The following is a 13,001-nucleotide window of genomic DNA, read 5'->3' as shown; positions in this document are numbered from 1 at the left end:
CTCTAGTCGGATGCTTCGCGATTTCCTTTGTTGGTCTCGCTAACCCTACCCAAATCAAAGATTATGGGTAGGGACTGCACTCGACATTTTGTTCAATATTAACTCAATTTGCTAGTTATTGATTCGATCCCCCCAGCCTGACTTGATAAGGGGGGAGAATGCAAAAGTCCCCCTTTTTAATGGAATTCATCGAAAAATTGGGTAGAAACCCCGTCCTTAGAGGTTTCTGACCCACTAGAAGGAAGCTACGACAATCCTTCGATCGCATTATCCATTGCCCCAGAGTAACTCGAATCCGTCGGGATGCGATCGCAGAAACTTAAGAAACTCCTCTGTTTGCTCTAATTCATCGGGAAATATCACCAACAATTCAAAAAACATCTTGTGGATAAATGTTTCTTCTGAATTTTTGCGACGAAGTTTTCTCGTTACTGGGTACATTCGATGCCACAAACGGCCAATTTGGGCTCCTTGTTTTGAAACCTTTCCTGTAAGCGATGACTGGTAAATTGTTTTACTGTCAATGTTTTTATAGTCTCCGTGAAACCAGCGAATCGCCGTAGAATCATCCCGATTATCTGCCTTCCGTCCCCACACTAGCACATTGTCTGGATGCCAAGCCTCTCGCCAATTTACAACCCACTGCTGAGATGGCGACGGACTAGAATCCGGCGATCGCATCCATCCGGAAAAAGTCTCGCGGGTATCATTGATAAACTGTCCTATTTCTTCCAGTTTCTTGATTTTATTCTCCTTTCTCGGTTTCAACCAATCCCAATGACAGCCAATTAAGGGTTTTGCTTCATTGCGATCGTAATATTCTGGGAAAAAGAGACGATGATCGCTTCTGCGCCAAGATTTGCCAAAGCCGAGGCGATCGCCTTATCCCAAATTTGCCAAATTTCCCCCCAGTCTTCCTCGCTGAGAGGTTTGGGACTGGAAATGCAGAACTTAAATTCGGGTTTGTAGAGGGAAATCAGGGCAAAAGCACTTTCTCCCTTCGGTTTTTTGCCAGTATCGAGGGTTTTTACTTGCCATTTCTGTTGCGGGTGAACCAGATCGATGAGATTTTCCTGCCAGTCGTTATTGACGGGATAGCCCCCATGAAAGCGCAGGGGAGTGCTTCCGGGTCGATGACTTCCCTCGCTAGATCTCCCGCAATATTTGGCAATTTGCTGGGGGGTACAGGCGCGACGAAATGCCCCTTTCATGCTGCTACCGGGATAGAAGGGCAGTCCATTGGCACCGATCGCCGGGCGAATGATGCCATCATCTTGGCCGCCGTTGGTAACGAAGCGCCAGTTAAATTTATAGTCATTGGTTCTTTGCTGAGGATTTTTTCGCCATTGGTAAGGACGTTTGGGGAGGGGATCGATCCACTCGGACACCCAGCGTTCAATTTGCTTGTTATTGTTAATGTAGTGGAGTTGACAGCGCCCGCGAATTTGGGCGCGAAACATGAGGGGAACTTGTTCACTCAGTTGATTGATTGTCACTTTTTCACCATCTAGCATTTTCTCGATTATTAGTGAATCATTATAGGACAAAATCATGAAACTATCCACGGCGTTTATTTCTGTATCAGACTATCTTGAAGGCGAAAAAGTAAGCCCCATTCGCCATGAATATCTTGGCGGTCAAATATTTGCGATGTCTGGAGGTAGCGAAGAACATAATCGCATTGCTGGGAATATCTATACTCGTTTATTAATTCATTTACGCGGGAGTGGGTGTAAAACTTTTATGTCAGATATGAAAGTCAATATGCCTATTGCTCAAAATACAGCAGAACTTTTTTATTATCCTGATGTCATGGTGACTTGCGATCGCCAAGATACGGAAAAATATTATAAAACTCGTCCCTGTTTAATTATTGAAGTGCTTTCCCCTTCCACTCAAAGTTTAGATCGGCGAGAAAAACGATTAAATTATCAAACTTTGCCCAGTTTACAAGAATACATCCTCGTTTCTCAAACGGAAATGAAGGTAGAAGTTTATCGACGGAATGCAGCAGGAATTTGGTCTCTCGAAATCTTAGAAGCAGACGATATTTTAGCGTTAAATTCAGTAGATTTAACCTTGACAATGGCAGAGATTTATGATGAGGTTTTGACGGGATAAAATGCAATGCTTAGATTTAGATGAGCGATCGCATCTCCTCAAATTTTTCTCAACGGGAAACGCGATCGCTTTTCCGTGCAAATTATGTTCTGCCAATTTCTACAATTGTTTCACCTTGTTCCAGTAAAACTAATGCTTGTGGAAATGCGCGACTAAAAATACGTTTTAAATCTCGATTGTTGATATTACCACAAGTTAACCAAAGAATTTGAGGTGGAATCCCCTGACGGATCGCTAAATCGACAAAATCTCGATCTTTTGTAATAATAACCGTGCCTAAACCGTTAATTTGTGCTGCGTTGAAAATCTCAATATCTTGTGCGTCACGTAATTCCAGATCGCGCAAGGCTAAGGCATTAACATCAAATGTATCAGTCAACCATTGCGCTAAACTGGGAGGAAGTTGAGCATTTAACCAAAAAATCATACGGCTATTTTGGGAAAATCAATTTGCAGGGCGGCAAATAATAAACACGCCTGAATATCTTCAGGTTCGAGATCGGGAAAGTCTTCTAAAATTTCGCTAGCAGGGATATTATCTGCTAATGTTTCAAGAATATCACTAACGCGAATTCGCATCCCACGTATGCAGGGACGACCGCCACATTTTCCCGGTGTCTGAGTAATTCGAGCTAATAGGTTAGTGCGGTTTATCATCTGACCATCATTATTCGATCGCATTTCTTCCTCATTATAACGCGATCGCATCTCCTCAAATTTTTCTCAACCATCAGCGCGATCGCATTCTTCCCTAATCCGTTTTAATAGATTTCTCCTTTTGGACTACATAAAAACGTCCAATCTGTCCAGCCCCACATTAAATTATGTAAACCGTCGGCGGCGGTTTCGGTGGTGGACTCCCAATCGTCAAACAGCATGATACGATAGTAATAGTAATTCAGTGAATTGTATGCAGTTAGAAGATTATTTTACAATTTTAACACCTAACGATATTCGCATTCGGAATTCGCGGATTGGTATTGAAACTATTTTGTATGAGTATATTTATTGCAGTCGATCGCCAGAAGCGATCGCCAAAACCTATTCAACTTTGACCCTTGAACAAGTTTATGCCACGATTTTATATTATCTTCACGATCGGAAAAAAATAGGTCGCTATATGTCAGATTGGCTTGAATATTGTTTGCGATCGGAACGAGAACAAGATGAAAACCCCCCCGATTTTATTCTTAAACTTCGCCAATTAAGAAATATGAAAAAAGCCAGACAAAATCCAATAAATGAGAATTCAGGGCGATCGCGCTGATTATCAAAATCGCATTATTTATATTCCTCTATAAGATTAACCCTTTTTTCGGGAAATGCGATCGCTTTTCTTTCATCCCCGTTCGATTTACCGTAGGGGCGCAACGCTTGCGCCCAAACTTGCGATAAAACCATCATTTTTTCAAAACAATTGATTGATGATATCGATAAAGGGCGTATGCAATTGATTGACGATATCGATAAAGGGCGTATGCAATTGATTGACGATATCGATAAAGGGCGTATGCAATTGATTGATGATATCGATAAAGGGCGTATGCAATTGATTGATGATATCGATAAAGGGTGTATGCAATTGATTGATGATATCGATAAAGGGCGTATGCAATTGATTGATGATATCGATAAAGGGCGTATGCAATTGATTGATGATATCGATAAAGGGCGTATGCAATTGATTGACGATATCGATAAAGGGCGTATGCAATACGCCCCTACCAAACCTACTTCATTATTTTCAACTAATCCGATTTAAACCCATCGGTAGAGTTTTTCTTACTATGGCACTCGTATCCGATTGGTTCAATGACAGGTTTTCAACTAATCCGATTTAAACCCATCGGTAGGGAGCGCCCTCACAGACACCTTGCCCAGACCAGCTTTCAGACCCCCCAACCTCCATAGGTCTGAAAACGACCCAAAAAAGGGATGAGAAAGTGTCTTTTTGCTCCTTTGGCAATCTTTGAAACCCTTGCGGGACAAGCGACCTTCAGAGGTCAACGAAAGAATGACGAGGATTAGGTCTTTTGAGTTCAGTCATCATTAATCTCCTTAAGTTCTAAGTAGGTTGAGTCAAGATCGGTGTTTTTTGCAATGGGGTGCATCTCAAAGTTACAAATTGACAACATCTCCTCTCATAATTTAGGAAGCTAGGGATTTAGGAAGCTAGGGATTTAGGGATTTAGGAAGCTAGGAAGTTAGGGATTTAGGAAGTTAGGGATTTAGGAAGTTAGGAAGTTCGGAATCAGTCGTTTTCTCCTCATCAGAATCCTCTGGCTTTGGCTTATCTTCCGTTTTTTCCTCATCAGAATCCTCCGATTTTGGCTTATTTTTCCCTTGAGAATCCCGTCCATACCAACCTTCATAATCTTCCTTCATCTGGCGCGAATCTGCCCGAAAACGACCTCTGAGGGAACTTCCAGGAATAATCCCCGTGCGGGTAAATTGGTCGCGGAAAATCAAGTTTAAATTGCCCATTTCTTCTCCCGCCGAAGCACCTACATGGAGAGGTGCTAAAGTTTCAATAATGCCGTAACCTTTTTTGTACATGATTTTGGGTGATGGGTAATGGGTGATGGGTAATGGGTAATAGGTAATGGGTGATGCTAACTGGTAACTGAAAGTGGCAGTGATAAGCCACTACCCCAGCGTTTAAAAGTCGTTCCTTCCTTGGGAAACCACTCATCCGGCCAGTTTTGCCAAGAGAGATTTAAAGGTTTCTCCAGCACGTAAACGCTACCTGGAGGCACAGCATAGCGACCCCGAGAAAGGCGTGCAGAGGGGTTATTATCGCCTACAGCACGACTGCCTCGACGGTGACGAAGGGGAGTAGGTCGTTCCGTTAAAAGCGCCTCTACTGCGCCATTTCCCCACAATAATTCTCCCTGCTTGTTTTGTCGCGGTGCGCGATAAGAATAGTCATTCGATCCCCAAATTCCGGGAGTAATGAGGGCAAAACTGTTCTCAATAGGTGCATCCAGTAACCCGCGCACTGTTTCGCCAATTTCTTCGCAACGCAACTCAACTAAATGTCCCTCTCCTCCAAAGCGATAGCACCCATCCTTGATTTTTGCATTGCAGAGATACACTAAACAAGCATGAGAATCTAACTGCACTGCATTTTCTAGGAATAAACTGCCGCGATCGCTGTCTTGGTCTACGATTCTTTCTCCTTCTTTTAAACGAGGATGTAAATGGGGAATAAATTTCCAAGGAGGGATTGTTTCTACGGGAGGCATTTTTCCCGCATTCAAATCTGGCCAAGAATCAATAGCCAACCAACTCCCCTTAGTAAATTTCCCAACAGGAGGATTTTCGTCTTTTTTCTCATCGGGGAGTTGGTCTTCATCTACTAACCATCGTTTAGGATGAGTTTCTTTCTCACTGGCTGTTTTTTCAGGCGATCGCCATTTTAATTGATATTTAATTTTTCCATCTTCTACTAAACAATTAAACGGAGTAGGAACATAGAAATTTTGAGGATTTTTGTCCCACCCCCAAAACGGTCCCGCCAATTGTAAATCCCGAAATTCCTCCGACCAATCATCGAGTTTTTCCGATTTAGGAGGAGGAAGAGATGCGGCACAAATTCCCGATAATGCCGTCGCAGCCGGCGGGAATTTCTGACCCGATCGCCCCACTAAGTTCTCAGGAGAAAGAAAGGGTCCCGCACTGCCATATAATAATCCTAAAGGTTCAATAATGACGAGATATTGAAAAGCAGGACGAGATAATGTTGCTCCGTTTTTGTTTTGAGTTTCAGTTACTTGCATAGATGAAAACCTACCTTTGCTAAATTAATTACCCAGTTATTGAGAGCCGAATAAACTTCCGGATTGGATTTAAAGTTTTCTCGCTGACCCAAAATTCCGGCTCTATCTTTGGTTTGCCACCATGTTTTTTGATCTACATTCCACCAATTGTTCGGATCGAGAACATTTTGACATTTGGGAAAATATAAATCAAAGATACTTTTGGCGATCGAAAAACTCCGATCGCTAAAAGCATGACGAGATTCTAAAGCAGCAATATCGCTGTAAATATGCCCCCAATTTTGTTTATTATCGCGATCGCGGTACCCCGTCAAAATCTGCTCTAAAAAGCGCCAAGGACAGACCCATTCCAAATGATTGCCACCATTAAAAAGAATTCGCAAAGCAATGCGATCGCGCCCCCCATTTTTCGCGGCTTTCTCTGCTATAAATCCCGAAGTTTGCGGGATTTTTCGATAAATCCTTGCACGGGAGAAAAAGTGATAGCAGTATAAATAGGGTCAGTCATAGATTAAAGTGGCGATCGCTTTTCTGATTTGCAGACAGACTTATATAATAGTGAAGTTGTTGTTGCCGCTCCCAGTAAAATTAGATTGATTTTAGGTTTCTGTGCAGCGTTTGAGAACTTCCTTGCGTTCCCTTAGTGTCGGAATCAAGTTCAGCACTTAAAAGCACGTCACTACATCGGCGGGTTGCAAATCCTCGAGGCGATCGCGGACCCTACATTATTAGCGTGGTCTTAAATCTATCCCTGAGAATCTCTACAAAAATCTGAGTCTAAGGTATTCTAAGATCGGAGAATCGACTTTTCTAAAGCTGGATTGTTAAAATCCCGCCGTCCAACTATCACGATCGCGATCGCTCAATGAACTCAGGAATCGACCTACAAGGCAGTTTTATTCAAACCCTCACGGACTTGGGACTGTCCTCAGAAGCAGCCAAAGCCCTTTGGATCCCCATTCCCATGACATTAGTTCTCATCGCTTCTGTCGTTGGGGTCCTAGTCACAGTGTGGTTAGAGCGGAAAATCTCCGCCGCCGCCCAACAGCGCATCGGTCCAGAATATGCAGGACCCCTCGGAGTCCTACAGCCCGTCGCCGATGGCTTGAAACTCGTGTTTAAAGAAGATGTCATTCCCGCCCAAGCCGATCCTTGGTTATTTACCCTCGGTCCGGTTTTGGTGGTTATTCCCGTGATTTTGTCTTATCTCATCATTCCCTTTGGACAAAATCTCCTAATTACAGATCTCGATATTGGCATTTTTCTCTGGATTTCTATCTCCAGCATCGCCCCCATCGGCCTCCTCATGGCTGGTTACTCCTCTAACAATAAGTATTCTCTTTTGGGAGGTTTACGGGCGGCGGCTCAATCAATTAGTTACGAAATTCCCCTCGCCTTATCCGTATTAGCTGTGGTCATGATGTCCAACAGTCTCAGCACTATTGATATTGTCCAACAGCAGTCCGGTTATGGCATCCTCGGTTGGAATATTTGGCGACAACCCATCGGCTTTGTGATCTTCTGGATCGCCGCCCTCGCTGAATGCGAACGCCTTCCCTTCGATTTACCCGAAGCCGAAGAAGAATTAGTCGCGGGATATCAAACAGAATACGCGGGAATGCGCTTTGGACTCTTTTATGTGGGTTCTTATATCAACCTCGTGCTTTCTGCCTTAGTTGTTGCTATTCTCTACCTCGGGGGTTGGGAATTTCCCATTCCTCTCGATCGCGTAGCAGGATGGCTGGGAATCGGGGAAACAACCCCTTGGTTACAGGTCTTAACGGCTTCTCTAGGCATTATCATGACGATACTGAAAGCCTATTTTCTCGTCTTTATCGCCATCCTTGTCCGTTGGACTGTGCCTCGGGTTCGCATTGACCAACTCCTCAATTTAGGATGGAAATTTTTGCTACCCATTTCTTTAGCAAATCTTCTCCTCACGGCGGCTTTCAAATTAGCCCTTCCTTTTGCTTTTGGCGGCTAATATTCAGTGAGCAGTCATTAGTTATCAGCGCTCAGTCACCAATTATTCCATGTTTAAATTTCTCAAACAAGTTAGCGACTATGCCACGGATGCCGTGCAAGCTGCAAAATATATCGGTCAAGGTCTATCGGTGACTTTCGACCATATGCAGCGCCGTCCGATTACCGTGCAGTATCCCTACGAAAAGCTCATTCCCTCGGAACGCTATCGGGGTAGAATCCATTTTGAGTTTGATAAGTGTATTTCCTGCGAAGTCTGTGTTCGCGTTTGTCCGATCAATCTTCCTGTTGTGGATTGGGAATTTGACAAAGTAGCAAAGAAGAAAAAACTCAATCACTACAGTATTGATTTTGGGGTTTGTATTTTCTGTGCGAATTGCATTGAATATTGTCCCACCAATTGCCTCTCTGCGACGGAAGAATACGAACTCGCAACTTTCGATCGCCACGAACTCAATTACGATAATGTGGCTCTAGGACGCTTACCCTATAAGGTGACGCAAGACCCAATGGTAACGCCCTTGCGAGAATTCGCTTATTTACCCAAAGGGGTTATGGAGCCTCACGATCTACCTAAAGGTTCTCAAAGAGCAGGTCAGCATCCTGAAGATATTAAAGAGTAGCGATCGCCCATTACCGATTATCCATTATTTACAACAAGGAGAAAAAGTGACTTTAGCAGAAGGAGTTCAAGACATAGCCTTTATCGTTTTAGCAGCCTTAATGATTATGGCTGCTTTGGGGGTTGTCTTGTTCGAGAAAATTGTTTACTCGGCATTTTTGTTGGCTTTGGTTTTTATCAGTATTTCTGGGCTATATGTTTTGCTCAATGCTGATTTTGTCGCAGCAGCCCAGATTTTGATTTATGTGGGGGCGGTGAATGTTTTAATTTTGTTCGCTATTATGCTGGTGAACAAGCGGGAAATTTATACTCCTCTTAAAAATCGCTGGCTGCGCCAAGGGGCAACGGCAGTGGTTTGTGGGGGTTTATTCCTGTTATTGGGAACAATGGTTGTAGCGACTCCCTGGGCGATAGATGAAACTGTTGTTACGGGTAGTACCGTGATTGCGATCGGCAAGCATTTTTTCAGCGATTTTTTGTTGCCCTTTGAGTTAGCTTCGGTATTACTTTTAATGGCAATGGTAGGGGCAATTATTCTAGCACGTCGGGATTTTATTCCCACAGTTTCTAAGACTTCCAAGCAACCTCAAGGGGATCTAAAATTACCCGAACGTCCTCGAGAGGTAGCGGCGATCGCAGGCAATTCTCCCAAAAATTAAGCAATCAAAACTCAAAACTAAGCGTTTATGCACTTACAACTTCAGTATTTCCTCATTCTGGCTGCTGCATTATTTTGTATCGGCATTTATGGTTTAGTCACCAGTCGTAATGCCGTGCGAGTTCTCATGTCCGTGGAATTGCTTCTCAATGCTGTCAATCTCAATTTGATGGGCTTTTCCAACTTTTTGGACCCAGAAAACATAAGAGGGCAAGTTTTTGCGATCTTTGTGATTACAGTTGCAGCCGCAGAAGCAGCAGTGGGTTTGGCTATTATTCTTGCCATTTATCGCAATCGGGATACGGTGGATATGGAACAGTTTAATCTGTTGAAATGGTAACAATTTAAAATCCCTGCTCTCAAGAAGCGGGGATTTCTTTTTGAAAGAGTTTATACAGTTTATATTAAGTCTACGTTAATACCCAAGGGTGATAGTGGTGGGGACATCTTGCCCGCTTATTGTACCCATTAACCGGATTTGATATTAAAATGCGATCGCAACCTGTCAATCCTACAATGCTCGAAACCCTGCAAACTCAACTCTATCAACTCTCACAATTTGCCGATGCGATCGTTGCGGCACAACTCGATCGCCTGAGTATCACCAGTATCGCGATCGTTTTGATAGCGGGTTTATTAACCAGTTTAACCCCCTGTATGCTCTCGATGCTGCCCATTACCATCGCCTATATTGGGGGATATGAAAACGGCTCCCCCAATCGCGATCGCTGGCAAGGTATGATTCAATCAACATGGTTTGCTTTGGGTTTAGCCAGCACTTTAGCCGGGTTAGGTATTGCAGCAGCAACCTTGGGCAAAGTTTACGGACAAATCGGCATTGGGTTGCCAATTTTGGTGAGTTTAGTCGCTATTTTAATGGGATTAAATCTCTTAGAAATTATCCCTCTGAATTTTCCTTCTTTAGGAGGAAATGATTGGATTTCACCTAACCTGCCTAAAAGTATTCGCTCTTATTTATTGGGGTTAACCTTTGGTTTAGTTGCTTCTCCTTGCAGCACTCCTGTTTTAGCAACGTTGTTATCTTGGGTAATCAAAACACAGGATATTGTTATGGGAGGAGTTTTGCTCTTGTGTTATGCGATCGGTTATGTTGCTCCTCTAATTATAGCCGGAACCTTTACCGCTTCCCTCAAAAAACTGTTAGAATTGCGTCGCTGGTCGAGTTGGATTAATCCCATTAGCGGCATTTTATTGATTGGTTTTGGTACATTTTCTCTCCTCTCTCGCATTCCTATTCTAATTCCATGAACATAGAAGAAACATCTCCAGAACAAACAGTTTTAAGCAATTTTAAGCGTGGGTTTCGTCGCAGCATCAAGATTCTCGCCGATTTGCGTTTAGCGATTATATTATTATTGGCGATCGCACTCTTTAGTATTTCTGGAACTGTGATCGAACAGGGGCAAAGTCTTGCTTTTTATCAAACCAATTATCCTGAAAATCCTGCTTTATTTGGCTTTTTAACCTGGAAAGTTCTCTTGATTTTAGGATTAGACCATGTTTATCGAACTTGGTGGTTTTTATCCCTTTTAGTCGTATTTGGCAGCAGTTTAACCGCTTGTAGTTTTACCCGACAAATTCCTACTCTAAAATCGGCTCGACGCTGGAGTTATTATACAAAATCAAAACAATTTAATAAACTCGTATTAAGTGCAGAATTAGATTCGGGTTCTCTCAATTCTCTTGAACCTTTATTAGGGAAGAAAAATTATAAAATCTTCCGTGAAGGAGATAGTTTATATGCTCGTAAAGGAATCATTGGGCGCATCGGTCCTATCATTGTTCACATTGGTATGCTCGTGATTTTAGCGGGTTCAATTTGGGGATCGATGACGGGATTTTTTGCTCAAGAAATTGCCCCTAGTGGTTCAATATTTCAGATTCGGAATATTATCGATGCGGGACCTTTCGCAGCCAGTCAAATTCCTCAGAATTGGGTGGTTAAAGTTAATGATTTTTGGATTGATTATACGCCAGATGGCAATATAGATCAGTTTTATTCCGATCTTTCTGTCCTCGATCGCCAAGGGGAAGAAGTAGATCGTAAAACAATTTATGTGAATCAACCTTTACGCTACCAAGGTGTCACCCTCTATCAAACCAATTGGGGTATTGATGCGGTGAAAGTACAGTTAAATAATAGCCCTATTTTTCGCCTGCCAATGGCACAATTAGATACAGGAGGACAAGGCCGTTTTTGGGGGACTTGGGTGCCGACAAAACCCGATTTAAGCGATGGAGTTTCTTTGGTTGCAAGAGATTTGCAGGGGACGCTTTTTGCTTACGATCGCACTGGTAATTTAATTGGTGCAGTGCGAGAAGGTGGGGGAATTGATTTGTTGAATGGTGTAACTCTAAAAGTGTTAGAGTTAATAGGTTCAACGGGATTACAAATTAAAGCTGATCCGGGCATTCCTATTGTTTATAGTGGGTTTGCTTTATTAATGATAGGTGTAGTGATGAGCTATTTTTCCCACTCGCAAATCTGGGCTTTGCAGGAAGGCGATCGCTTTTATTTAGGTGGAAAAACCAATCGTGCTAAGGTGACATTTGAGCGCGAAATTATAGCAATTTTAGAACAGATTCAAAGTTCTGCAAAACTTAATTCTTCTAATTAAAATCATGATCTCAACTCAGCCCCAACTGACACAATTTTATACTTGGAAAAACTATCGTTGTGCTTACGAAATTAGACAACCCGATCGCACCCCTGGCGATCGGCAAATTCCCTTATTATTAATTCATCCCATTGGAGTTGGTTTATCTCGTCAATTTTGGCAGCGTTTTTGCCTGACTTGGTATCGCGAAGGAAATCAGAATTCTCTCTACAATCCCGATTTATTGGGCTGCGGAGAAAGTGAAATGCCTGGAGTTGCTTGCTATCCGGAAGATTGGGCAAATCAGATGCAATATTTTATTGAAAATATTGTCCGACAACCTGTTATTATTGTTGTACAAGGCGCATTATTTCCCGTCGCTATTTACTGTACGCAAAAATGTCCTGAATTGATTAAAGGTTTGGTTTTAGCAGGACCCCCAGCCTGGACATTAATGAAAACTCCTGCATCACTTCAACAGCAAAAAATCATCTGGAATCTATTAGCATCTCCTCTAGGTTGGGGCTTTTTTCGTTATGCCCGTCGTCGTCAATTTTTGCAGTCCTTTTCAGTCCGTCAGCTATTCGATCGCACTGAAGATGTAGATGAAGAATGGTTAGAAACTCTAAAAATTGGCGCAGATAAAATGGCGAGTCGTCATGCAGTCTTTTCCTTTTTAGCAGGATTTTGGCGAGAGGATTTTCAAGAGGCGATCGCGGCAATTTCTCAACCCACTTTAGCTATTTTTGGCAATAAGGCTTCCAGTATCAGTCGTCCAGGCAAAACCGAAACCCCCGATCGCCGTCTCGAATCTTATTTAGAGCATTTCCCTAACATTCAAGGCTGTAAAATTGCCGGTCGTAATGTGCTTCCTTACGAGTCTCCCCAAGAATTTGTGCGGGTTGTTTCTGAGTTTGTGAAAACCCTCTAATCTAGGATTAGATCAAATCCGGTTAATGGGTATAACAATCGGGCAAGATGCCCGCACTACTGTAATGATTGAATATTATCGTAGTGGGAGCGTCTCGCTCCCTAGGGTTTTTTATTACGATTATTATTACTACTGTAATGATTGAATATTATCGTAGTGGGAGCGTCTCGCTCCCTAGGTTTTTTATTACGATTATTATTACTACTGTAATGATTGAATATTATCGTAGTGGGAGCGTCTCGCTCCCTAGGGTTTTTTATTACGGTTATTATTACTACTGTAATGATTG

At 42.7% G+C, this 13,001-nt stretch carries 16 protein-coding genes and 1 pseudogene; 10 read left to right on the top strand and 7 right to left on the bottom strand.

What is annotated here, in order from left to right; translation table 11 throughout:
- Positions 1-267: 267 nt before the first annotated feature.
- Positions 268-768: a hypothetical protein gene (locus JUI58_RS22695; protein ID WP_204106123.1), complete on the bottom strand. Its 501-nt coding sequence runs from the start codon at positions 766-768 to the stop codon at positions 268-270.
- A gap of 20 nt (positions 769-788) precedes the next feature.
- Positions 789-1,514, bottom strand: coding sequence for a hypothetical protein (locus JUI58_RS22690; protein ID WP_204106122.1), 726 nt, complete (start codon positions 1,512-1,514; stop codon positions 789-791).
- A gap of 37 nt (positions 1,515-1,551) precedes the next feature.
- Between JUI58_RS22690 and JUI58_RS22685 the strand changes: the two genes are divergently transcribed.
- Positions 1,552-2,121 carry a Uma2 family endonuclease gene (locus tag JUI58_RS22685; RefSeq protein WP_204106121.1) on the top strand — a complete coding sequence of 190 codons (570 nt, stop codon included), beginning with the start codon at positions 1,552-1,554 and terminating at the stop codon, positions 2,119-2,121.
- A gap of 82 nt (positions 2,122-2,203) precedes the next feature.
- Here JUI58_RS22685 and JUI58_RS22680 read toward each other — a convergent pair whose 3' ends face one another.
- Both JUI58_RS22680 and JUI58_RS22675 read right to left on the bottom strand, forming a co-directional pair.
- The gene (locus tag JUI58_RS22680) at positions 2,204-2,548 is read right to left on the bottom strand and encodes a DUF5615 family PIN-like protein (protein WP_204106120.1); all 345 of its coding nucleotides are present in this window, start codon (positions 2,546-2,548) and stop codon (positions 2,204-2,206) included.
- The gene (locus JUI58_RS22675) at positions 2,545-2,778 is read right to left on the bottom strand and encodes a DUF433 domain-containing protein (RefSeq protein ID WP_204106126.1); all 234 of its coding nucleotides are present in this window, start codon (positions 2,776-2,778) and stop codon (positions 2,545-2,547) included. Before JUI58_RS22675 ends, JUI58_RS22680 begins: the two co-directional genes overlap by 4 nt.
- A gap of 253 nt (positions 2,779-3,031) precedes the next feature.
- Between JUI58_RS22675 and JUI58_RS22670 the strand changes: the two genes are divergently transcribed.
- Positions 3,032-3,388, top strand: coding sequence for a DUF433 domain-containing protein (locus JUI58_RS22670; protein WP_204106119.1), 357 nt, complete (start codon positions 3,032-3,034; stop codon positions 3,386-3,388).
- A gap of 150 nt (positions 3,389-3,538) precedes the next feature.
- Positions 3,539-3,883: a hypothetical protein gene (locus JUI58_RS22665; RefSeq protein WP_204106118.1), complete on the top strand. Its 345-nt coding sequence runs from the start codon at positions 3,539-3,541 to the stop codon at positions 3,881-3,883.
- Positions 3,884-4,506: 623 nt separating this feature from the next.
- On the opposite strand, the pseudogene JUI58_RS27920 reads toward JUI58_RS22665, so the two are convergent.
- The 3 genes and pseudogenes from JUI58_RS27920 to JUI58_RS22650 form a co-directional block, all read right to left on the bottom strand.
- Positions 4,507-4,677: pseudogene (locus JUI58_RS27920) on the bottom strand (RAMP superfamily CRISPR-associated protein); the annotation flags it as partial.
- 56 nt (positions 4,678-4,733) lie between these two features.
- Positions 4,734-5,900 carry a type III-B CRISPR module-associated Cmr3 family protein gene (locus JUI58_RS22655; protein ID WP_204106116.1) on the bottom strand — a complete coding sequence of 389 codons (1,167 nt, stop codon included), beginning with the start codon at positions 5,898-5,900 and terminating at the stop codon, positions 4,734-4,736.
- Positions 5,891-6,283, bottom strand: coding sequence for a hypothetical protein (locus JUI58_RS22650; protein ID WP_204106115.1), 393 nt, complete (start codon positions 6,281-6,283; stop codon positions 5,891-5,893). The genes JUI58_RS22655 and JUI58_RS22650 overlap by 10 nt, the downstream gene beginning before the upstream one ends.
- Before the next feature lie 482 nt (positions 6,284-6,765).
- Here JUI58_RS22650 and nuoH point away from each other — a divergent pair, with 482 nt between their 5' ends.
- The 7 genes from nuoH (at position 6,766) to JUI58_RS22610 (ending at position 12,712) form a co-directional block, all read left to right on the top strand.
- On the top strand, positions 6,766-7,884 hold the full coding sequence (gene nuoH / locus JUI58_RS22640; RefSeq protein ID WP_204106114.1) for an NADH-quinone oxidoreductase subunit NuoH: 1,119 nt from the start codon (positions 6,766-6,768) through the stop codon (positions 7,882-7,884).
- Between the two features lie 49 nt (positions 7,885-7,933).
- Complete coding sequence (ndhI, locus tag JUI58_RS22635) at positions 7,934-8,506, top strand: NAD(P)H-quinone oxidoreductase subunit I (protein ID WP_204106113.1); 573 nt, start codon at positions 7,934-7,936, stop codon at positions 8,504-8,506.
- Between the two features lie 46 nt (positions 8,507-8,552).
- Positions 8,553-9,164 (top strand): NADH-quinone oxidoreductase subunit J, encoded by a 612-nt coding sequence (locus JUI58_RS22630; protein WP_204106112.1) that lies wholly within the window; start codon positions 8,553-8,555, stop codon positions 9,162-9,164.
- 27 nt (positions 9,165-9,191) lie between these two features.
- Positions 9,192-9,503 carry an NADH-quinone oxidoreductase subunit NuoK gene (nuoK, locus tag JUI58_RS22625; protein ID WP_204106111.1) on the top strand — a complete coding sequence of 104 codons (312 nt, stop codon included), beginning with the start codon at positions 9,192-9,194 and terminating at the stop codon, positions 9,501-9,503.
- 176 nt (positions 9,504-9,679) lie between these two features.
- Positions 9,680-10,432 carry a cytochrome c biogenesis protein CcdA gene (locus JUI58_RS22620; RefSeq protein ID WP_204106124.1) on the top strand — a complete coding sequence of 251 codons (753 nt, stop codon included), beginning with the start codon at positions 9,680-9,682 and terminating at the stop codon, positions 10,430-10,432.
- Positions 10,429-11,802, top strand: coding sequence for a cytochrome c biogenesis protein (locus JUI58_RS22615; RefSeq protein ID WP_204106110.1), 1,374 nt, complete (start codon positions 10,429-10,431; stop codon positions 11,800-11,802). Before JUI58_RS22620 ends, JUI58_RS22615 begins: the two co-directional genes overlap by 4 nt.
- A gap of 4 nt (positions 11,803-11,806) precedes the next feature.
- Positions 11,807-12,712: an alpha/beta hydrolase gene (locus JUI58_RS22610; RefSeq protein WP_204106109.1), complete on the top strand. Its 906-nt coding sequence runs from the start codon at positions 11,807-11,809 to the stop codon at positions 12,710-12,712.
- Positions 12,713-13,001: the final 289 nt, after the last annotated feature.

Origin of the sequence: Spirulina sp. CCY15215, assembly GCF_016888125.1 — a bacterium.
Classification (GTDB): domain Bacteria; phylum Cyanobacteriota; class Cyanobacteriia; order Cyanobacteriales; family Spirulinaceae; genus CCY15215.
Note: the sequence above shows the minus strand (reverse complement) of the source record. Positions and strands in the feature narration are given on the sequence as shown.